17 protein-coding genes are annotated in these 20,858 nt (G+C 61.6%); 12 read left to right on the top strand and 5 right to left on the bottom strand.

Annotated features, from left to right (window positions below; translation table 11 throughout):
* Nucleotides 1–133 precede the first annotated feature (133 nt).
* From F7R20_RS05535 to F7R20_RS05520, 4 genes are all read left to right on the top strand, one after another.
* Nucleotides 134–814 (top strand): response regulator, encoded by a 681-nt coding sequence (locus tag F7R20_RS05535; RefSeq protein WP_003199502.1) that lies wholly within the window; start codon nt 134–136, stop codon nt 812–814.
* On the top strand, nt 811–2,142 hold the full coding sequence (locus F7R20_RS05530) for an ATP-binding protein (protein ID WP_013692603.1): 1,332 nt from the start codon (nt 811–813) through the stop codon (nt 2,140–2,142). Before F7R20_RS05535 ends, F7R20_RS05530 begins: the two co-directional genes overlap by 4 nt.
* Before the next feature lie 292 nt (nt 2,143–2,434).
* Complete coding sequence (locus tag F7R20_RS05525; protein WP_003199506.1) at nt 2,435–3,847, top strand: aspartate aminotransferase family protein; 1,413 nt, start codon at nt 2,435–2,437, stop codon at nt 3,845–3,847.
* Between the two features lie 84 nt (nt 3,848–3,931).
* The gene (locus tag F7R20_RS05520; protein WP_003199508.1) at nt 3,932–4,159 is read left to right on the top strand and encodes an MbtH family protein; all 228 of its coding nucleotides are present in this window, start codon (nt 3,932–3,934) and stop codon (nt 4,157–4,159) included.
* 188 nt (nt 4,160–4,347) lie between these two features.
* On the opposite strand, the gene ppsR is transcribed toward F7R20_RS05520, so the two are convergent.
* The gene (ppsR, locus tag F7R20_RS05510) at nt 4,348–5,166 is read right to left on the bottom strand and encodes a posphoenolpyruvate synthetase regulatory kinase/phosphorylase PpsR (RefSeq protein WP_003199510.1); all 819 of its coding nucleotides are present in this window, start codon (nt 5,164–5,166) and stop codon (nt 4,348–4,350) included.
* A 184-nt stretch (nt 5,167–5,350) separates the two neighbouring features.
* On the opposite strand from ppsR, the gene ppsA reads away from it, so the two are divergent.
* The 8 genes from ppsA to F7R20_RS05465 all read left to right on the top strand — a co-directional run bounded on the left by ppsA (nt 5,351) and on the right by F7R20_RS05465 (nt 13,474).
* The gene (gene ppsA / locus F7R20_RS05500; protein ID WP_003199513.1) at nt 5,351–7,726 is read left to right on the top strand and encodes a phosphoenolpyruvate synthase; all 2,376 of its coding nucleotides are present in this window, start codon (nt 5,351–5,353) and stop codon (nt 7,724–7,726) included.
* 158 nt (nt 7,727–7,884) lie between these two features.
* Nucleotides 7,885–8,874, top strand: a complete 990-nt coding sequence (locus F7R20_RS05495; RefSeq protein WP_003199516.1) for an alpha/beta fold hydrolase — start codon at nt 7,885–7,887, stop codon at nt 8,872–8,874.
* A 126-nt stretch (nt 8,875–9,000) separates the two neighbouring features.
* A complete protein-coding gene (rraA, locus tag F7R20_RS05490; RefSeq protein ID WP_003199517.1) occupies nt 9,001–9,492 on the top strand; it encodes a ribonuclease E activity regulator RraA in 492 nt (163 codons plus the stop codon).
* 25 nt (nt 9,493–9,517) lie between these two features.
* On the top strand, nt 9,518–10,513 hold the full coding sequence (locus tag F7R20_RS05485) for a zinc transporter ZntB (protein WP_003199519.1): 996 nt from the start codon (nt 9,518–9,520) through the stop codon (nt 10,511–10,513).
* A gap of 63 nt (nt 10,514–10,576) precedes the next feature.
* Complete coding sequence (locus tag F7R20_RS05480) at nt 10,577–10,822, top strand: hypothetical protein (protein WP_003199521.1); 246 nt, start codon at nt 10,577–10,579, stop codon at nt 10,820–10,822.
* A gap of 2 nt (nt 10,823–10,824) precedes the next feature.
* Nucleotides 10,825–11,649: a mechanosensitive ion channel family protein gene (locus F7R20_RS05475; RefSeq protein WP_003199523.1), complete on the top strand. Its 825-nt coding sequence runs from the start codon at nt 10,825–10,827 to the stop codon at nt 11,647–11,649.
* Between the two features lie 91 nt (nt 11,650–11,740).
* Nucleotides 11,741–12,331, top strand: a complete 591-nt coding sequence (gene sigX / locus F7R20_RS05470; protein WP_003183614.1) for an RNA polymerase sigma factor SigX — start codon at nt 11,741–11,743, stop codon at nt 12,329–12,331.
* A 108-nt stretch (nt 12,332–12,439) separates the two neighbouring features.
* Nucleotides 12,440–13,474: an OmpA family protein gene (locus F7R20_RS05465; protein ID WP_003199525.1), complete on the top strand. Its 1,035-nt coding sequence runs from the start codon at nt 12,440–12,442 to the stop codon at nt 13,472–13,474.
* A gap of 587 nt (nt 13,475–14,061) precedes the next feature.
* On the opposite strand, the gene cobA is transcribed toward F7R20_RS05465, so the two are convergent.
* Genes cobA through nirB form a run of 4 tightly spaced genes read right to left on the bottom strand, consistent with a single transcriptional unit; the run spans nt 14,062 to nt 20,312 of the window.
* On the bottom strand, nt 14,062–14,817 hold the full coding sequence (gene cobA / locus F7R20_RS05455) for a uroporphyrinogen-III C-methyltransferase (RefSeq protein WP_003199527.1): 756 nt from the start codon (nt 14,815–14,817) through the stop codon (nt 14,062–14,064).
* 10 nt (nt 14,818–14,827) lie between these two features.
* Nucleotides 14,828–17,545 (bottom strand): nitrate reductase, encoded by a 2,718-nt coding sequence (locus tag F7R20_RS05450; RefSeq protein WP_003199529.1) that lies wholly within the window; start codon nt 17,543–17,545, stop codon nt 14,828–14,830.
* The gene (nirD, locus tag F7R20_RS05445) at nt 17,545–17,862 is read right to left on the bottom strand and encodes a nitrite reductase small subunit NirD (protein WP_003199531.1); all 318 of its coding nucleotides are present in this window, start codon (nt 17,860–17,862) and stop codon (nt 17,545–17,547) included. Before nirD ends, F7R20_RS05450 begins: the two co-directional genes overlap by 1 nt.
* Entirely contained in the window at nt 17,859–20,312 is a 2,454-nt protein-coding gene (nirB, locus tag F7R20_RS05440) for a nitrite reductase large subunit NirB (RefSeq protein ID WP_003199533.1), read from the bottom strand. The genes nirD and nirB overlap by 4 nt, the downstream gene beginning before the upstream one ends.
* Between the last annotated feature and the right edge of the window lie 546 nt (nt 20,313–20,858).

Raw genomic sequence — 20,858 nt, 5'->3', positions numbered from 1 at the left:
GCTGGCGATTAACCGTCGATTAACCCGACGACGGCCGGCAGGCGCCAATGATCGCCCATGTTGGCCGTACTCGTCGCATAATGTCGGCTTAATCGGCCGGCGGCCTAATGTACCTTTTTCCACGGGGCTTACCATGCGCGTACTGGTCTGCGAAGACGATGAGTTGATTGCCAGCGGGATCGTTGCCGGTCTTGCGGCGCAGGGCCTGACCGTCGAGCACGTCGCCACTGCATCGGCGGCGCGGGCGATGGTCGGCGTGGCGGAATTCGATGTCATGGTGCTGGACTTGGGATTGCCCGACGAGGACGGTCTCAAACTGCTCAGGCAGTTGCGTCAGCAGGGGCTGGAGACGCCGGTGCTGATCCTCACCGCCCGGGACTCGGTGACCGACCGGGTCGACGGCTTGCAGGCCGGCGCCGATGACTACCTGCTCAAACCCTTCGACCTGCGCGAACTTGCGGCGCGCCTGCACACGTTGCTGCGGCGCGTGGCGGGGCGCAGCGTCAACCTGATCGAACACGGTCGCCTGACCTATGACCCCAGCAGTCGGGAAACCACCCTGGACGGCCAACCGGTGGATCTGTCCCGGCGCGAGCAATCGCTGTTGCAGGCACTGTTGCACAGTCGCGGCCGGGTGCTGTCCACTGAACAGCTCAAGGACAGCGTCTACGGGTTCAACGACGAACTGGAAAGCAACGCCCTCAACGTCCATATCCATCACCTGCGGCGCAAGTTGGGTAACGGGATTGTCGAGACCGTGCGTGGCCTGGGCTATCGCCTGGGGCCGGCCGAAGGTGGAGAGTCTTCCAAGTGATGAGCCTGCGACTGCGCCTGAGCCTGACCCTCGGCGCGGCCTTTGCCCTGATCTGGGCCCTGGCCGCGGCGTGGATGCTCAGTGACCTGCGCAACCAGATGATGTTTTCCCTCGACCAGCGCCTGGTGGCTTCGGCGCGGATGGTCGCCGGGTTGCTGGAACAGATGCCACCGTTGCCGAGCAAGGGCGACGGCACGCATTTGAGCTCCGAACAATTGAGCATTCCAGGCGGCATGGCCTGTCAGGTCAGTTCCTTGCGCGGCGAAATTCTCGCCCGCAGCCACGGCACTCCGGAACAAACCCTGGAAGCCGAGAAAATGGGCTTCCACGACCAGATGATCGACGGCGCGCCCTGGCGCAGCTTCACCCTGGCCCGGGGCGATTTGCGCATCACCACCGCCGACCGCCAGATCGAACGCGAAGCCCTGAACATGTCGATACTGTTGGCCGCCTCGGTGCCGGTGGGCGTGGCGCTGCTCGGTTGCCTGTGCCTGTTGTGGCTCGGCATTGGCCAGGGCCTGGCACCGCTCAATCGCATTCGCGATGCGCTGATGCGGCGTAGCGCCGATTCCCTGGAGCCCTTGCAGATCCATCCACTGCCCAGCGAATTGCGACCGCTGCTGGAGACCCAGAACCAGTTGTTCCAGCGCATCGGCAAGACCATCGAGCGTGAGCGCCGGCTGACCGGCGACGCCGCCCACGAGCTGCGCAGCCCGCTGACCGCGATCAAGACGCACCTGCAAGTGGCGCGCATGACCGAAGGCGCCGCCCGCGACCAGTCCCTGGCTCGGGCCGAGGAGGGCGCCGACCGCATGCACCGCACACTCGAACAGTTGCTGTTGCTGGCGCGGGTCGAAGGCAGCCTGTCGTTCGACGATGGCGTGCAATGCAACGCCGAGCAGGTCGCCCGACTGGCGATCCAGGATGCAGTCAGCAGTGATTCGCGGCGGATCAGGCTGCACGTATCCCCAGGGTTGTCCGATGCACCGGTGCAGATGCCGGCGGTGCTCTCCATCGCCGCCTTGCGCAACCTGCTGGATAACGCCCTGCGCCATACCCCGGACGATACCGATGTGGAGTTGAGCCTGGAGATGGTCGGCCAGCGCGTGCGCTTCCAGGTCCGCGACCACGGCCCCGGCATCGCCGCCGACGACATCCAGCACCTGACCCAGCGCTTCTGGCGCAATGGCCAGAGCACCGGCTGCGGACTGGGGCTGGCGATCGTCCAGGCCATCGTCCAGCGTTGCGGCTGCGGCCTGCATTTCGACACGCGCCCGGATGGGTTGCGGGTCGAGTTGACGGTGCCGGTGCAGGTGTTACCGGCCTGATTCACTCCAACAATGGCCTGTGCAACGGCTCTGTGGGAGCAAAGCTTGCTCGCGATGGCATCACCTTGGCCGACAGTCAGGCCGAGGTGCCTGCATCGCGAGCAAGCTTTGCTCCCACAGGCTTCATGAACAAGCCACTGATCGCGTCGACCCGCAAAGTTCTGCCCGAGAGTAAATCCCTGCGTTGCTGATGCGTTTCCACAACAGGAAACCTGCATGTGCGCTCCGACCGGAGATGCACCTGTGCGGTGTGTCGTTGGGTCATTACTTCAGTGTATTGCGGGGTCGAGGGATGTCAGTCGCCAACAGTCTTATCGAAGCACAGCCGGCCCGGGTCAGCCCTGCGCCGGTCGAGACGCTCTACCAGTTCAATGAGTCGCCGCTGCTGGCCCGCCAGAATCGGCAGGAGTCCAACGCCCGCAGCTACCCAAGGCGGATTCCCCTGGCCCTCAAGCGTGCCAAGGGGCTGTATGTCGAGGACGTCGAGGGTCGCACCTTCATCGACTGCCTGGCCGGCGCCGGCACCTTGGCGCTGGGGCATAACCATCCGGTGGTGATCGAAGCGATCCAGCAGGTGCTGGCCGATGAGCTGCCCTTGCATACCCTGGACCTGACCACGCCGGTCAAGGACCGTTTTGTCCAGGACCTGTTCGGCTTGTTGCCGGCAGAGCTGGCCGCCGAGGCGAAGATCCAGTTCTGCGGCCCCACCGGCACCGACGCGGTGGAAGCCGCCCTCAAGCTGGTACGCACCGCCACCGGCCGCAGCACCGTGCTGTCGTTCCAGGGCGGTTATCACGGCATGAGCCAAGGGGCGTTGAGCCTGATGGGCAGCCTGGGGCCGAAGAAACCCTTGGGCGCCTTGCTCAGCAGCGGCGTGCAGTTCATGCCCTATCCCTACGATTACCGCTGCCCGTTCGGACTGGGTGGTGTCGAAGGCGTGAAGGCCAATCTGCATTACCTGGAAAACCTGCTGAATGACCCCGAGGCCGGCGTGCAATTGCCGGCAGCCGTCATCGTCGAAGTGGTGCAGGGCGAGGGCGGGGTGATTCCCGCTGATCTGGACTGGCTACGCGGTTTGCGGCGGATCACCGAGCAGGCGGGGGTGGCGTTGATCGTCGACGAAATCCAGAGCGGCTTTGGCCGTACCGGCAAGATGTTTGCGTTCGAGCACGCCGGGATCATCCCGGACGTGGTCGTGCTGTCCAAGGCCATCGGTGGCAGCCTGCCCCTGGCGGTGGTGGTTTATCGCGATTGGCTCGACACCTGGCTGCCGGGCGCTCACGCCGGGACCTTCCGTGGCAATCAGATGGCCATGGCCGCCGGTTCCGCAGTGATGCGCTATCTGCAGGAGCACGACCTGCCGGCCCACGCCGCGGCCATGGGTGAACGCTTGAGCGAGCACCTGCGCATCCTGCAGCGAGACTTCCCGCAACTGGGCGATATCCGCGGTCGCGGGTTGATGCTCGGCGTCGAACTGGTGGATCCGGCGGGTAAGCCTGACGCCCTGGGCCATCCGCCGGTACATGCACGGCTGGCGCCACAGCTGCAACGTGAATGCCTCAAGCGCGGGCTGATCCTGGAACTGGGTGGCCGGCAAGGCGGCGTGGTGCGGTTCCTGCCACCGCTGATCATCACAAAGGCGGAAATCGACCGGGTTGCCGAGATTTTCGGGCGAGCCCTGCAGGCGGCGGTCGTCGAGGCCTAATTTTCACCCCGGCCCGTACGTTCCTTTCATATCCTGGCTGCGCAGATGCCGCCGCGAACCTCGAGCAAAGATGGAGAGACACCCATGACTTCAGTATTCGACCGCGAGGACATCGTCTTTCAGGTCGTGGTCAACCACGAAGAACAGTATTCGATCTGGCCAGACTACAAGGTCGTCCCAGAAGGCTGGCGCACCGTCGGCAAAAGCGGGTTCAAGAAGGAATGCCTGGCCTACATCGAAGAAGTCTGGACCGACATGCGCCCGCTGAGCCTGCGCAAGAAGATGGAAGAGCAGGCGGCTGTGGCTCATTGAGGTAGAACCTGTGGGAGCAAGCTTCCACAGGAGGAAAGCAGGGGGAATACAAATCCTGAAGTCATACCAGAACCAATGTGGGAGCGAGCTTGCTCGCGATTGGGGAGTGTCAGGCAACATTCATGCGGCTGACACACCGCAATCGCGAGCAAGCTCGCTCCCACAGGTTTTTGCTTCAGGCCTCTACCTCACTTGAACCGCCGCTCCACCCCTTTCTCCACCAGGATCTTCGCCGAAATCTCTTCCACGGAAAAATGCGTGGAATTGATGTGCGGAATATTCTCCCGCCGGAACAGGTTTTCCACCTCGCGCACTTCGAACTCGCACTGGGCATAGCTCGAATAGCGGCTGTTGGGCTTGCGCTCGTTGCGGATCGCGGTAAGGCGGTCCGGGTCGATGGTCAGGCCGAACAGCTTGTGCTGGTGGGCGCGCAGGGCGCTGGGCAGTTGCAGGCGCTCCATGTCGTCTTCGGTCAGCGGGTAGTTGGCCGCACGGATGCCGAACTGCATCGCCATGTACAGACACGTCGGCGTCTTACCACAGCGCGACACCCCCACCAGGATCAGGTCGGCCTTGTCGTAATAATGCGTGCGCGCGCCGTCATCGTTGTCCAGCGCGAAGTTGACCGCCTCGATCCGCTCCATGTAGTTGGAGTTGTGGCCGATGGAGTGGGATTTGCCGACCGAGTAGGAGGAATGCTCGCTCAGTTCCTGCTCCAGGGGAGCCAGGAACGTGGAAAAAATGTCGATCATGAAACCATTGGACGTTGCGAGAATCTCACGGATGTCCTGATTGACGATGGTATCGAAGATAATCGGGCGGAAACCGTCGGTTTCGGCGGCTTTATTGATTTGCTGTACCATGGCCCGCGCCTTGTCGACGCTGTCGATGTACGGCCGTATGAATTTGGCGAAGGTAATGTTTTCGAACTGTGCCAACAGGCTTTGGCCTAGCGTTTCGGCCGTAATGCCGGTGCCGTCGGAGATAAAGAAAGCAGATCGTTTCATTTGCGCCTTGGGCCTTAAGCTAGTGAGCTAGTGACGATTCTTGGATATGATAGGCGCGATTTGCTGGCCGCCAGTGGTCCGCATTCTCACTTATTTTCCAGGTCCAGGCCATATCGCCGGTCATCGCTCCCCTGGAGCCACCGGTGCCTTGAGCTTTTCCAACACAGTTAGTGGAGAGATCACCTTGGTAGAGTACGTAGTTTCCCTCGATAAGCTCGGCGTCCATGATGTGGAGCATGTGGGGGGCAAGAACGCATCCCTGGGCGAGATGATCAGCAACCTCGCCGGTGCCGGCGTATCGGTGCCAGGTGGCTTCGCCACGACCGCCCAGGCTTATCGTGATTTCCTGGAACTGAGCGGCCTGAACAAGCAGATCCACGATGCGCTCGATGCCCTGGACGTCGATGACGTCAATGCCCTGGCCAAGACTGGTGCCCAGATCCGCCAATGGATCATGGAAGCCGAGTTCCCCGAGAAACTGAACGCCGAGATCCGCACCGCTTTCGCCAAGCTGTCCGAAGGTAATCCCGACATCGCCGTCGCCGTGCGTTCCTCGGCCACCGCCGAAGACCTGCCGGACGCCTCCTTCGCCGGCCAGCAGGAAACCTTCCTGAACATTCGTGGCGTGGAAAACGTCATCCGCGCCGCCAAGGAAGTCTTTGCCTCCCTTTTCAACGACCGTGCCATTTCCTACCGCGTGCACCAGGGCTTCGACCACAAGCTGGTTGCCCTGTCCGCCGGTGTGCAGCGCATGGTCCGCTCCGAAACCGGCACCGCCGGCGTGATGTTCACCCTCGACACCGAGTCGGGCTTCCGTGACGTGGTGTTCATCACCGGCGCCTACGGCCTGGGTGAAACCGTCGTGCAGGGCGCGGTGAACCCGGATGAGTTCTACGTCCACAAAGGCACGCTGCAAGCCGGTCGCCCGGCCATCCTGCGCCGCAACCTGGGCAGCAAGGCCATCAAGATGATCTACGGCGACGAAGCCAAGGCCGGTCGTTCGGTGAAGACCGTCGACGTGGACAAGGCCGAGCGCGCGCGTTTCTGCCTGAGTGACGCCGAAGTCAGCGAACTGGCCAAGCAGGCGATGATCATCGAACAGCACTACAAGTGCCCGATGGACATCGAATGGGCCAAGGACGGTGACGACGGCAAGCTGTACATCGTGCAAGCCCGCCCGGAAACCGTGAAGAGCCGCACCCAGGCCAACGTCATGGAGCGCTACCTGCTCAAGGAAACCGGCACCGTGCTGGTGGAAGGCCGCGCCATCGGCCAGCGCATCGGCGCCGGCAAGGTGCGGATCATCAAGGACGTCTCGGAGATGGACAAGGTCCAGGCCGGTGACGTACTGGTCTCCGACATGACCGACCCGGACTGGGAACCGGTGATGAAGCGCGCCAGCGCCATCGTCACCAACCGCGGCGGGCGTACCTGCCACGCGGCGATCATCGCCCGTGAACTGGGGATCCCAGCAGTGGTCGGTTGCGGCAACGCCACCGAATTGCTCAAGGATGGCCAGGGTGTGACCGTGTCCTGCGCCGAAGGCGATACCGGCTACATCTTCGAAGGCGAACTGGGCTTCGACATCAAGAAGAACTCCGTGGACGCCATGCCGGACCTGCCGTTCAAGATCATGATGAACGTCGGCAACCCGGACCGCGCCTTCGACTTCGCGCAGCTGCCGAACGCTGGCGTGGGCCTGGCCCGCCTGGAGTTCATCATCAATCGCATGATCGGCGTGCACCCCAAGGCGCTGCTGAACTACGACGGCCTGCCGCAGGAAATCAAGGACAGCGTCGACAAGCGCATTGCCGGTTACAACGATCCGGTCGGTTTCTACGTCGAGAAGCTGGTGGAAGGCATCAGCACCCTGGCCGCAGCGTTCTGGCCGAAAAAGGTCATCGTGCGCCTGTCGGACTTCAAGTCCAACGAATACGCCAACCTGATCGGCGGCAAGCTTTACGAGCCGGAAGAAGAAAACCCGATGCTGGGCTTCCGTGGCGCTTCGCGCTACATCAGCGAAGCGTTCCGTGACTGCTTCGAACTCGAGTGCCGCGCCCTCAAGCGCGTGCGCAACGAGATGGGCCTGACCAACGTCGAGATCATGGTGCCGTTCGTCCGGACCCTGGGCGAAGCGAGCCAGGTCGTCGACCTGCTGGCGGAAAACGGCCTGGCCCGTGGCGAAAACGGCCTGCGCGTGATCATGATGTGCGAGCTGCCGTCCAACGCGATCCTGGCTGAAGAATTCCTCGAGTTCTTCGACGGCTTCTCCATCGGTTCCAACGACCTGACCCAGCTGACCCTGGGCCTGGACCGCGACTCCGGGATCATCGCGCACCTGTTCGACGAGCGGAATCCGGCGGTCAAGAAGCTGCTGGCCAACGCCATCGCCGCCTGCAACAAGGCTGGCAAGTACATCGGCATCTGCGGCCAGGGCCCTTCGGACCACCCGGACCTGGCCAAGTGGCTGATGGAGCAGGGCATCGAAAGCGTTTCGTTGAACCCGGACTCCGTGTTGGAAACCTGGTTCTTCCTGGCTGAGGGTCAGGCGGCGGTCTGATCGAGTGAAGGGGCCTCACCGGTAATGTAAGCCGGGTAACCTTTGTGGGAGCGAGCTTGCTCGCGATAGCGGAGTGTCAGCCAAGATTGTTTTGCTGATCCACCGCCATCGCGAGCAAGCTCGCTCCCACAGTCGTCTTTTTTTTGTGCAAGAAGATCATGCAAAGCAGCAGCAACCTCTTTCCTGTCGCCCTGATCAGCGCCGAGCGGCGCGGTGATCTGAGCGAAGATGTCTATCGCTTGAAACCCGGCAACAGCCCGGACGCCAGCGTCGAACTGGCCGTCACCCGGCTGGGCATGGCCGACGCCTGCGAAACCCGTGGGGTCCCGGTGATCCTGTTGCACGGCAGTTTTTCCAATCGGCGTTTCTGGTATTCCCCCAAGGGCCTGGGCCTGGGCGCGTACCTGGCACGCCTGGGGTTCGATGTCTGGATTCCCGAGATGCGCGGCCATGGGTTGTCCCAGCGCAACCAGGGCTATCGCAACAATCGCGTGGCCGACTACGCCCGCTACGACTTGCCGGCCATTGGCGCCTTCGTGCGTGAGCAGAGTGGGCAAGTGCCCCACTGGATCGGTCACTCCCTGGGTGGCATCACCCTGGCGGCCGCCTTGGGCGGCCATTACCTGGGCGAGCCGGCGGTGGCTTCGGCGGCGTTCTTTGGTACCCAGGTCAGCCGTACCTACTGGCCGTTGAAGATTCCGCCAGTGGAGTGGAGCGGTCGCTTCATCCTCAAGCGTTTTGCTCAATTGTCCGGTTCAAGGCTCAAGCGCGGCCCCGAGGACGAGCCCATCGGCCTGGCCCTGGAAAGCATGCGCTGGTACGGCCTGTTCGGACGTTTCGGCGATGCCGAGAAGAACTGGTGGGCCGGGTTGGCCGATGTCCAGTTGCCGGTGTTGGCGGTGAGTGCCACAGGCGATCACCAGGACCCGACCTGGGCGTGCCGCAAGCTCTTCGATCAGATTGGTTCCGAGCACAAGCAGTTTGTCTGCCTGGGCCGGGGACAGGGTTTCACCGAAGACTTCGGTCACGTCGAGATGCTGGTCAGCAAGGCTGCGCATCTTGAAGTCTGGCCGCTGGTGGCGCGTTGGCTCAAGGATCAGCAGGCCCCTTTGCTGGCCGAACAGCCCCAGTTGGCCGAGGCGGTTTGAGGCGAAGGCTCTGACAAGGGCATTTCGCTCTGGTCGGCTTGCGGCTAAGATATGACGCTTCAAGCGGTTCCAGTCACAAACGGTTGCTCATTCAGTCCGACGTTCCAGCCTTTCAGGAGTTGTTCGATGAACCATTACCTCACGCCCGACCTGTGCGACGCCTACCCGGAACTGGTACAGGTGTTGGAGCCGATGTTCAGCAATTTCGGCGGCCGCGATTCCTTCGGCGGCGAAATCGTGACCATCAAGTGCTTCGAGGACAACTCGCGGGTCAAGGAGCAGGTTGAACTCAAGGGCAACGGCAAGGTGCTGGTGGTCGATGGCGGCGGTTCCCTGCGTCGGGCGCTGCTGGGGGACATGCTGGCGGAAAAAGCCGCGAAAAACGGCTGGGAAGGGCTGGTGGTCTACGGTTGCATCCGCGACGTCGACATCATCGCCCAGACGGACCTCGGGGTTCAGGCCCTGGCCAGTCACCCGATGAAGACCGACCGGCGTGGCGTCGGCGAGCTCAATGTGCCGGTGACCTTTGCCGGCGTGACGTTTCGCCCGGGCGAGTATGTCTATGCGGACAATAACGGCGTAATCGTCTCGCCAAGCCCGCTGAAAATGCCTGAATGAAGCAGTACAGCCATAAGGGATGAGGATGTTCGAGGAAGAAAACGCGCAATGGGGGCTGGTGCATGCCCTGGTGCTGGACGGTAAAGGCGGCGCGCGTTCCATAGCCCGGACCGAACTGGACGATTTGCAGTTGCAGGCCCATGAAAGCCTGTGGCTGCACTGGGATCGCAGTCATCCGCAAACCCACACCTGGCTGCGCAAATCCAGCGGCCTGAGCGAATTCAACTGCGACTTGCTGCTCGAAGAGAACACCCGGCCGCGCTTGTTGCCGTTGCCCAACGCCGAACTGCTGCTGTTCCTGCGGGGGATCAACCTCAACCCGGGTGCCGAGCCTGAAGACATGGTGTCGGTACGGATCTTTGCGTCTGCCCAGCGGGTGATCTCCCTGCGCCTGCGTCCGTTGCGCGCCACCGATGAGCTGCTGGCGCAGCTGGCCGAGGGCAAGGGTCCGAAAACGGCGTCCGAACTCATCCTCTACATGGCGCAATACCTCACCAATAAGGTGCAGGACCTGGTCACCTGCCTCTCCGAAATCGTCGATACCGAGGAAGAAAAACTCGATACCGACGAACGGTATACCCCTGAGCACGACGCCATTTTGCACATCCGTCGAAGGGCTGCCGGGCTCAAGCGATTCCTGGCGCCACAGCGGGACATCTTCGGCCAGATGACGCGGCTCAAACTGCCATGGTTTTGCGACGATGACGGCGACTACTGGAACGAATTGAACAACAGCCTGACCCGTTACCTCGAGGAGCTGGAATTGACCCGAGAGCGCGTGGGGCTTGTGCTGGAGGCCGAAGACCGGCGCCTTTCGGTGCGCATGAACCGCACCATGTACCGCTTCGGTATCGTCACCGGGATTTTCCTGCCGATGAGTTTTCTCACCGGCCTTCTGGGTATCAATGTCGGCGGCATTCCGTTTTCCGCAAGCCCCTACGGTTTCATGGTCGCCTGCCTGCTGATGATCTGCGTGGCGCTGGGGCAGTGGTGGTTGTTCCGTCGTTTGCGCTGGGTGTGATGGGGTTTCATGTGACCCGACGAAATTTGATCGCGTCTTCCACAGACATCACGAGAGGTGCGTATGCACGATCCGTTTGAACAGTCTTTGCGCGACATGCTCAAGGCTTCGCCGTCCAGCCGGGACGACGATGCATGCCTGGGACGTGTACTGAAAACCGCCAACCGCCAGGTCGGCGCAGGTGATCTGTTCAGCCTGCTGGGCCGCTGGTTGCCCGCGCTGATGATCGCCCTGAATAACGGATCGGCCCATCTCTCGCCGGTTTCCCGCCGTAAACCTGTTACTCGCACCGCTGATAAGGCTGATTGAATATGGAACTTGATCTCTGGACCCAGAGCCTCGTCACGGCGATGACTGCGTTGTGGACCAAAGTAGCTAACTTCATCCCCAACCTCTTCGGCGCCCTGGTGGTACTGCTGTTGGGCTTTGTCGTGGCCAAGCTGCTGGACACGCTGCTGTCCAAGCTGCTTGCCAAGCTGGGCCTCGATCGCCTGATGGGCGGCACCGGCCTGACCAAGTTGCTGTCCCGTGGTGGCATCCAGGTACCGATCTCGACCCTGGTCGGCAAGATCGTGTATTGGTTCGTATTGCTGATTTTCCTGGTTTCGGCAGCAGAATCCCTTGGCCTTGAGCGAGTTTCGGCTACGCTCGATATGCTCGCATTGTATTTGCCGAAGGTTTTTGGTGCTGCGCTGGTGTTGCTGGTCGGCGTTCTGCTGGCGCAACTGGCCAATGGGCTGGTGCGCGGCGCGGCCGAGGGCGTTGGGCTGGACTACGCCGCTGGCGTAGGGCGAATTGCTCAGGGCCTGGTGATCATCATCAGTATTTCGGTGGCGATCAGCCAGTTGGAGGTCAAGACTGACCTGCTCAACCACGTGATCGTGATCGTTTTGATTACCGTTGGTCTGGCGGTTGCGCTGGCAATGGGATTGGGGAGTCGTGAAATCGCCGGTCAGATCCTGGCGGGAATCTATGTGCGTGAATTGTATGAGGTTGGGCAACAAGTGCGTGTTGGCGAGGTCGAAGGCCAGATCGAAGAGATTGGCACGGTGAAGACCACATTGCTGACCGAGGAGGGCGAGCTGGTGTCGCTTTCCAATCGGATCCTGCTGGAACAGCATGTGAGTAGCCGCTAACCCGGCAAACCCTGCTAATGTATGCCGCCGCAAAATGCCTGCTATCGCAGGCTGCGGCGCACATTGACCTAGACTGTCGGCCCGACTTGTTTTGAACAAACCCCAATCGCTATCTACGCGCTACGACCCCCGTGATCTCTCCGATGAGGAGTTGGTCGCGCGCGCGCATACCGAGCTGTTTCACGTAACGCGCGCCTATGAAGAATTGATGCGCCGCTACCAGAGAACATTATTTAACGTTTGTGCACGATATCTTGGGAACGATCGCGATGCTGACGATGTCTGTCAGGAGGTGATGTTGAAGGTGCTGTATGGGTTGAAGAACTTCGAGGGGAAATCGAAGTTCAAGACCTGGCTCTACAGCATCACCTACAACGAATGCATCACGCAGTATCGCAAGGAACGGCGAAAGCGTCGCTTGATGGACGCTTTGAGCCTGGATCCTCTGGAGGAAGCGTCGGAAGATAAGGCGCCCAAGCCCGAGGAGAAGGGGGGACTCGATCGCTGGCTGGTCTATGTGAACCCGATCGATCGGGAAATTCTGGTGCTACGATTTGTCGCAGAGCTGGAATTCCAGGAGATCGCAGACATAATGCATATGGGTTTGAGCGCGACAAAAATGCGTTACAAGCGCGCTCTTGACAAATTGCGTGAGAAATTTGCAGGCATTGCTGAAACTTAAGTTCGGCGCAAATATCTCTTACGTGTAGGCAAGTTCTGTTAGACTTGCCGCCGAGTTGTCCCCCGGTTTGCGGGACTGCTTCACAATCACCAGATGGGGATTTAACGGATGAAACTGAAAAACACCTTGGGCTTTGCCATTGGTTCTTTGATTGCTGCCACTTCGTTCGGCGCTCTGGCACAAGGCCAAGGCGCAGTTGAAATCGAAGGCTTCGCCAAGAAAGAACAATTCGACAGCGCTCGTAACTTCAAGAACAACGGCAACCTGTTCGGCGGTTCGGTTGGTTACTTCCTGACCGACGACGTTGAACTGCGTCTGGCCTACGACGAAGTGCACAACGCCCGTACTGACGACGGCACCAACGTCAAAGGCGCCAACACCGCTCTGGACGCTCTGTACCACTTCAACAACCCAGGCGACATGCTGCGTCCATACGTTTCGGCCGGTTTCTCCGACCAGAGCATCGACCAGAATGGCAGCAACGGCCGTAACCGTTCCACCTTCGCCAACGTTGGCGGCGGCGCCAAGCTGTACTTCACCGAGAACTTCTACGCCCGTGCTGGCGTTGAAGCTCAGTACAACATCGACCAGGGCGACACCGAGTGGGCTCCAAGCGTCGGTATCGGTGTGAACTTCGGTGGCGGCTCCAAGCCTGCTGCTGCTCCAGTTCCAGCTCCGGCTGAAGTCTGCTCCGACAGCGACAACGATGGCGTGTGCGACAACGTCGACAAGTGCCCTGACACCCCAGCCAACGTAACCGTTGACGCTGATGGCTGCCCAGCTGTTGCTGAAGTCGTACGTGTTGAGCTGGACGTGAAGTTCGACTTCGACAAGTCGGTTGTCAAGCCTAACAGCTACGGCGACATCAAGAACCTGGCTGACTTCATGAAGCAGTACCCATCCACCAGCACCACTGTTGAAGGTCACACTGACTCCGTCGGTCCTGACGCTTACAACCAGAAACTGTCTGAGCGTCGTGCAAACGCCGTTAAGCAAGTTCTGACCAACCAGTACGGTGTTGAATCGTCCCGCGTTCAGTCTGTTGGCTACGGCGAATCCCGCCCAGTTGCTGACAACGCCACTGAAGCTGGTCGTGCAGTTAACCGTCGCGTAGAAGCGCAGGTTGAAGCCCAAGCTAAGTAATTAGCCCACAGCTTTGGAAAAGCCCGGCCTAGGCCGGGCTTTTCTTTGCCTGGGATTTATGAAAATCAGCGGGGAAATAGTTTACGGTGGCGGTTTGATTGGGTGCATATCCATTGCTGCGCGATGGCGGTCTGACGGCATGACCGGGTACATATCCATTGCTGCGGTAACGGCTACTTAGGGTTCCGCCCTTACGGCGGCTCACTTTTTTTCAGACGCCAAAAAAAGTAAGCAAAAAAGGCTTGCCCCACCACTCGGTGCCTCGCTTAGGCTCGGCATGCCCTCACTCCGGCATTGCTCCGTGGGCCCGCCGCGAAGGGCCATCCATGGCCCAGCGCGGCTAACCCGGCATCCATGCCGGGTTGCCCACTGCGCAATGCCTGCGTTCGGCCAGCGTGGTTAACGGGGCGTCCCAGATCAAAATCAAAAGCGAGGCGGCCTAACAGCCGGTCTGGTTCTCCCGGTCGAACTCAGATCCCATTGTGGGAGCGAGCTTGCTCGCGATTGCTGTGTGTCAGTCACCATCCAGGCTGCTGATACACCGCCATCGCGAGCAAGCTCGCTCCCACACTGGTAGGGGGTCTATGTCAGAGGGCTGAAACCTGGACCCAGGCAGACGGGGAGGTGGCCAGTTCGGCAGCACCGGCCACCGCGCCAATCACCAGGATCGCCGGGCTCTTGAGTTGAAAGGTGCTGGCATCGGCGTCCATCGAGGCCAGGTCGCTGCGGCAGTCACGTTGATGGGGCAGGGACGCATTTTCGATCATGGCGACAGGCGTGTTCGCGGCCAGGCCACCGGCCAGCAACTGTTCGCGAATTTCGCTCAGTTTCGCCACACCCATGTACACCACCAGCGTCGTGCCGCTTTGCGCCAAGGCTTGCCAGTTCAGGCTGCTGCCATCCTGGGTGTGGGCCGTCACCAGCGTCACGCCCCGGGCAATCCCGCGCAGGGTCAGTGGAATATCGCACTGGGTCGCCCCCGCGAGGCCGGCGGTGATGCCATTGACCATCTCCACTTCGACACCCTGCTCGCGCAGCCACTGCGCCTCTTCACCGCCGCGGCCGAAGATGCATGGGTCGCCACCCTTGAGACGCACCACGCATTTGCCCTGGCGGGCATAGCGCAGCATCAGGCGATGGATAAAGGCCTGGGGCGTGGAGCGGCAGCCGCCGCGCTTGCCCACGGCAATGATGCGCGCGTCGGGGCAATGTTCCAGCACCGCGGCGTTGACCAGATCGTCGATCAGCACCACGTCGGCTTCGCCCAAGGCGCGCACGGCTTTGAGGGTCAGCAATTCAGGGTCACCAGGACCTGCACCCACCAGCCAGACTTTTGCGTTCATAGTGTTTTCCTCACGAGATAGCCGCCAGCGGTTGCGCAGTGGCAACCAGCAGGCGCTTGATTTCCGGTACGCAGGAGCCGCATTGCGTGCCACAGCCCAGCTCCTGTTTGAGCCCCTGCAAGTCCAGGCCGCGTTCAATGCCTGCGCAGATCGCACGCTGGCTGACGTTCATGCAGTTGCACAGCGTTTTACTGCCACCCGTTGCGGCGCCGACATTGCCCGGCGGCGCGCTCAAAGGCGCCAGCAGCCAGCGCCGCAGTTGTTCATCGGCACGACCTTCCAGCCACAGGTTCTGCAACCAGTGCCGGGCCAGAGTTTCGCCGGCCAGGCGAATGGCGGTGATGCGGCCGTTTTCGATGCGCACCCGCTTACCGATGGAGCGACGCGGATCGTCGTAGGCCAGCACCGGCCCATCGATCAGGCCCAATTGTTCATCAATGGCCTGGAGCAGTTGCGGTTCGGGGGCGACAGCGCTGGCAGCGCGAATCAGCAGCGCGGGACGCTCACGGCCAGTCAGGCTCAGGCTGACGTAGGAAAACGCCTCGCACAGGGGGCGCAGGGCCTCCAGATGCTGTTGAACATCGCCTTCGATCAAGGCGAAAAGCTGCCAAGGCAGGTTTACCGGTTCCAGGCGTACGCCGCTGTGCTTGAGTTCCGGTTGTTTCGACAAGGGATCGAAGGCCGGTTGCGTCAGGGTATTCACGCCGCCCTTGAGGAACCGGTCGCCCCAGTGCATGGGCAGGAACGCCTGGCCGGGCCGTACGCTGTCGTCGCTGTCCACGGCCACGATCACGCTGCCGCGACGGCTCTTGAGGCTGACCAGGTCGCCCGCTTGCAGGCGATGGCGTTGCAGTTCGTCGGGGTGCAGGCTGAGGACCGCTTCGTTCACATGACCAAACAACTGCGCGGCGGTACCGGTACGGCTCATGCCGTGCCATTGGTCCCGCAGGCGGCCGGTGTTCAGGGTCAACGGGTAGCGGGCGTCACGCAGTTCCTTGGCGGCGCGATAGGGGTCGGCCACAAACCGCGCCCGGCCGCTGTCAGTAGGAAAAATTCCGTCCACGTACAGGCGCGCCGTCCCGACCGTGGCGCCGTCCGGGAAAGGCCATTGCTGAGGGCCGAGTTGGTCGATCAGGGCATGGCTGATGCCGGACAAGTCCAGGTCGCGGCCACGGGTCAGCTGTTTGTATTCATCGAAGAGTTGGGCCGGGCTTTCAAAGGCGAACAGGCTGGGTTGGCTCGGGCGCAGGTGTTTTTCCAGGCGTTGTGCGAAATCTACCGTGATTGCCCAGTCCGGCCGTGCTTCACCCGGTGCGCCGATGGCCCGGCGGACGTGGGAAATGCGCCGTTCGGAGTTGGTCACCGAACCTTCTTTCTCGCCCCAACTGGCCGCTGGCAGCAGCAGGTCGGCAAACGCGGCGGTTTCGGTGGTCCGGAACGCTTCCTGCAACACCACGAACGGGCAGGCTTGCAGGGCTTCACGTACCGCGGTCTGGTCCGGCATCGATTGGGCAGGGTTGGTACAGGCGATCCACAAGGCCTTGATCTTGCCGCTGCGAACCTGCTCGAACAGCTCGATGGCGCTCAAGCCAGCGGTGGCGGGCAGTTGCTCGACGCCCCAGTAGTGGGCGACTTCGGCACGATGTTCCGGGTTGGCGGCTTCGCGATGGCCCGGCAGCAGGTTCGACAGGCTGCCGGTTTCCCGTCCGCCCATGGCGTTGGGTTGACCGGTCAGCGAGAACGGCCCCGCACCTGGACGGCCGATCTGCCCGGTGGCCAGGTGCAGGTTGATCAGGGCGCTGTTTTTCGCGCTACCGGCGGTGGACTGGTTCAAACCCATGCACCACAACGACAGGAAGCTTGGCGAGGTGCCGACCCATTCGGCGCACTGATGCAGTTGTTCGACACTGATGCCGCACAGCTGGGCGACCATGCTCGGGGTGTAATCGCGCACCAGGTTTTTCAGCTCCGCCAGGCCTTCGGTGTGGGCCTTGATGAAGTCGCGGTCGATCCAGTCTTCCCACAGCAGCAGGTGCAAAATCCCATGGAACAAGGCGACATCGGTGCCCGGCAGGATCGCCAGGTGCAGGTCTGCCAGATCGCAAGTGTCGGTGCGCCGGGGGTCGATGACGATGATTTTCATCTGCGGTCGACGGGATTTCGCCTCTTCGAGACGGCGAAAGAGGATGGGATGGGCGTAGGCCATGTTACTGCCGACGATCATCACGCAGTCGCTCAACTCCAGGTCTTCGTAGCTGCAGGGCGGGGCGTCGGCGCCGAGGCTGCGCTTGTAGCCCACCACGGCGGAGGACATGCACAGCCGCGAATTGCTGTCGATATTATTGGTGCCCACCAATGCCCGGGCGAGCTTGTTGAAGGCGTAGTAGTCCTCGGTCAGCAATTGGCCGGAGATGTAGAACGCCACGCTGTCCGGGCCGTGCTCGGTGATGGTCTCGGCGAAGACGCTGGCGGCGTGATCCAGGGCGCTGTCCCAGTCGGTACGGGCCCGGGCCAGTCCTTTGCCCAGGCGCAGTTCGGGGTAGAGCGCGCGTGCGGCGAGGTCGCCGGTCAGGTGCAGGGTCGAGCCCTTGCTGCACAGTTTGCCAAAGTTGGCCGGATGGGCGGGATCGCCGCTGACGCCGAGGATGCGCTCGCCGTCATGCTCGATCAGGACGCCGCAACCGACCCCGCAATAACAGCAGGTCGAGGCAGTGATCTGGCGGTTCATCAGCTTGCGTCCCGCAGGGCCAACTGCACCCGGCCGTTTTCGACCCGGGCCGAATGATGATGGGCGCAGCCTACGTCCGGGGCCTGGGCCTGACCGCTTTCCAGGTCGATCTGCCAGTTGTGCAGCGGGCAGGCCACGCGTTTGCCATAGACCAACCCTTGGGACAACGGGCCACCCTTGTGCGGGCAACGGTCATCGAGGGCGAACACTTCATCGTCGCTGGTACGAAAAATCGCGATGTCGCCTTTCGGGCCATTGATGATGCGCGAACCCAGGATATTGATGTCTTCCAGTGCGCAGATATCCAGCCAGTTCATGCCGGCACCTCCAGGTTTTTCACGGGGATGACCTCAAACTCTTTCTTCAACTGGGGTTGTTCCAGGCGTTGTTTCCACGGGTCTTGTTCCAGCGACAGGGAAAACTTCAGGCGTTCATGGAGCGCCTTACGTCGAACCGGATCTTCAAGCACGGCTTTCTTGATGTGCTCCATGCCGACCCGCTGCATGTAATGCACGGTGCGTTCGAGGTAGAAGGCTTCCTCGCGGTACAGCTGCAGGAAGGCACCGTTGTATTCACGCACTTCTTCGGCGGTCTTGAGCTTGACGAAAAACTCCGCGACTTCGGTCTTGATCCCGCCGTTGCCGCCGATGTACATCTCCCAGCCGGAGTCGACACCGATAATGCCGACGTCCTTGATGCCGGCTTCCGAACAGTTGCGTGGGCAACCGGAGACGGCCAGTTTCACTTTGTGCGGCGACCACATGTTGAACAGGTCGTGCTCCAGCTCGATACCCAGTTGGGTGGAATTCTGTGTGCCGAAGCGGCAGAACTCGCTGCCCACGCAGGTCTTCACGGTGCGGATGGACTTGCCGTAAGCGTGGCCGGACGGCATGTCGAGGTCTTTCCATACGCCGGGCAGGTCCTGCTTCTTGATGCCCAGCAAATCGATGCGCTGACCGCCGGTGACCTTGACCATGGGCACGTTGTATTTGTCGGCCACGTCGGCGATGCGCCGCAGTTCCGAAGGGTTGGTCACGCCACCCCACATCCGCGGGACCACGGAATAGGTGCCGTCTTTCTGGATGTTGGCGTGGGCGCGTTCGTTGATCAGGCGCGACTGTGGGTCGTCCTGGGCTTCGCCGGGCCAGGTGGAAATCAGGTAGTAGTTCAACGCCGGGCGGCAGGTGGCGCAGCCGTTGGGGGTGCGCCAGTTCAGGTAGCTCATGGCCCCGGCGATGGTCAGCAGGTGCTGGTCGCGGATCGCCTGGCGGATCTGGCCGTGGTTGAGGTCGCTGCAACCGCAGATGGCTTTTTCGCTTTTCGGCTTGACGTCCGCCGCACCGCCGACGGTGTTGATCAGGATCTGCTCCACCAGGCCGGCGCAGGAACCGCAGGAACTGGCGGCTTTGGTGTGTTTTTTCACGTCATCGACGCTGAACAGCCCGTGCTCCTGGATCGCCTTGACGATGGTGCCCTTGCACACGCCGTTGCAGCCGCAGACTTCGGCGCTGTCGGCCATGCTCATGGCTTTGTCCTGGCCCTGGTGGCCTACGTCGCCCAAGGCGTTTTCACCGAACATCAAGTGATCGCGGATCTCGCTGATGCCATGGTTCTCACGGATCTGGCGGAAATACCAGCCGCCATCCGCCGTATCGCCGTACAGGCAGGCACCGACCAGCACGTCATCCTTGATCACCAGCTTTTTGTAGACGCCGCCGATGGGGTCGGAAAGGGTGATGGTCTCGGTGCCTTCGCCGCCCATGAAGTCCCCGGCGGAGAACAGGTCGATGCCGGTGACCTTCAACTTGGTCGAGGTGACCGAACCCTTGTAAGTGGCGAAGCCCAGTTGCGCGAGGTGGTTGGCGCAGACCTTGGCCTGTTCGAACAACGGCGCCACCAGGCCGTAGGCGGTGCCACGGTGGCTGGCGCATTCACCAATGGCGTAGATGCGCGGGTCGTAGGTTTGCATCGTGTCGTTGACCAGGATCCCGCGGTTGCACGGGATGCCGGATTTTTCCGCCAGTTCGGTATTGGGACGGATGCCGGCGGCCATCACCACCAGGTCGGCGGGGATGATGTCGCCGTTCTTGAACTGGACCGAGCCGACCCGGCCATTGCCGGCATCGTGCAAGGCCTGGGTCTGCTCGCTGAGGCGGAATTTCAGGCCACGGTTTTCCAGGGCGGTCTGCAGCAGTTGGCCGCTGGTCTTGTCCAGTTGCCGTTCCAGCAGCCATTCGCCCAGGTGCACCACAGTCACGTCCATGCCCCGCAGCTTCAAGCCGTTGGCGGCTTCCAGGCCGAGCAGGCCGCCACCGATCACCACGGCGTGCTTGTGGGTCTTGGCGGTGTTGATCATCGCCTGGGTGTCGGCGATGTCGCGGTAACCGATCACGCCTTCCAGGGTGTTGCCAGGAATCGGCAGGATGAAGGGTGTGGAGCCGGTGGCGATCAGCAAGCGGTCGTACTCGGCTTCGCTGCCGTCTTCGGCGATGACCCGGCGTTTGACCCGGTCGATTTCCACCACTTTGCGGTTGAGCAGCAGCTTGATGTTGTTGTCCAGGTACCAGCTCAGGTCGTTGAGCACGATCTCTTCGAACGTCTGCTCACCGGCCAGCACCGGCGAGAGCAGGATGCGGTTGTAGTTGGTGTGGGGCTCGGCGCCGAACACCGTGATGTCGTACAGCTCGTTGCTCAGCTTGAGCAGTTCCTCGAGGGTTCGAACCCCGGCCATGCCGTTGCCGATCATCACCAGTTTGAGTTTTTTCATCAGGGTTCTCCGCAAGCTCAGGTCCGCTTTATCACGGCGATCGGACTGGCTCGGTCATTTTTACGAAAACAAAAAAAGGCGTCCCGCTAGCAAGCTAGCGAGGACGCCTTTGTCCTGGTCCCGTTCTCTCGGGAAGCACCGCCTTCATCGTTGGAGGCGTTGCCTTATGTCTGTTGAAAGGGATTATGCAGTGGTTGTGCCAACTGGCGCGAAGGCACGGATTTATTGAGTGGCGGGCTGGTGGAGCGGATTGGGGAGGGATTTATTGCACCGAATCAAAGCGTGTTGCCCGGTAATGGAGCGTGGCAGCCGGCAGCTTGGTATGGCAGGCAGGCCGCCATCGCGAGCAAGCTTTGCTCCCACAGCAGATCCCCTGTGGCAGCAAATTCCCTGTGGGAGCAGGTCCCCTGTGGCAGCAAGTTCCCTGTGGGAGCAGGTCCCCTGTGGCAGCAAATTCCCTGTGGGAGCAGGTCCCCCTGTGGCAGCAAATTCCCTGTGGGAGCAGAGCCCCTGTGGGAGCAAAGCTTGCTCGCGATGGGCGCGACC

It is taken from the genome of Pseudomonas brassicacearum subsp. brassicacearum (assembly GCF_008801605.1).
Taxonomy (GTDB): domain Bacteria; phylum Pseudomonadota; class Gammaproteobacteria; order Pseudomonadales; family Pseudomonadaceae; genus Aquipseudomonas; species Aquipseudomonas brassicacearum.
Note: the sequence above shows the minus strand (reverse complement) of the source record. Positions and strands in the feature narration are given on the sequence as shown.

Coding starts and splice junctions, on each gene's coding strand:
- F7R20_RS05535 (WP_003199502.1), top strand. CDS start 134: ATGCGCGTACTGGTCTGCGAAGACGATGAGTTGATTGCCAGCGGGATC.
- F7R20_RS05525 (WP_003199506.1), top strand. CDS start 2,435: ATGTCAGTCGCCAACAGTCTTATCGAAGCACAGCCGGCCCGGGTCAGC.
- F7R20_RS05520 (WP_003199508.1), top strand. CDS start 3,932: ATGACTTCAGTATTCGACCGCGAGGACATCGTCTTTCAGGTCGTGGTC.
- ppsR (WP_003199510.1), bottom strand. CDS start 5,166: ATGAAACGATCTGCTTTCTTTATCTCCGACGGCACCGGCATTACGGCC.
- F7R20_RS05495 (WP_003199516.1), top strand. CDS start 7,885: ATGCAAAGCAGCAGCAACCTCTTTCCTGTCGCCCTGATCAGCGCCGAG.
- rraA (WP_003199517.1), top strand. CDS start 9,001: ATGAACCATTACCTCACGCCCGACCTGTGCGACGCCTACCCGGAACTG.
- F7R20_RS05485 (WP_003199519.1), top strand. CDS start 9,518: ATGTTCGAGGAAGAAAACGCGCAATGGGGGCTGGTGCATGCCCTGGTG.
- F7R20_RS05480 (WP_003199521.1), top strand. CDS start 10,577: ATGCACGATCCGTTTGAACAGTCTTTGCGCGACATGCTCAAGGCTTCG.
- F7R20_RS05475 (WP_003199523.1), top strand. CDS start 10,825: ATGGAACTTGATCTCTGGACCCAGAGCCTCGTCACGGCGATGACTGCG.
- F7R20_RS05465 (WP_003199525.1), top strand. CDS start 12,440: ATGAAACTGAAAAACACCTTGGGCTTTGCCATTGGTTCTTTGATTGCT.
- cobA (WP_003199527.1), bottom strand. CDS start 14,817: ATGAACGCAAAAGTCTGGCTGGTGGGTGCAGGTCCTGGTGACCCTGAA.
- F7R20_RS05450 (WP_003199529.1), bottom strand. CDS start 17,545: ATGAACCGCCAGATCACTGCCTCGACCTGCTGTTATTGCGGGGTCGGT.
- nirD (WP_003199531.1), bottom strand. CDS start 17,862: ATGAACTGGCTGGATATCTGCGCACTGGAAGACATCAATATCCTGGGT.
- nirB (WP_003199533.1), bottom strand. CDS start 20,312: ATGAAAAAACTCAAACTGGTGATGATCGGCAACGGCATGGCCGGGGTT.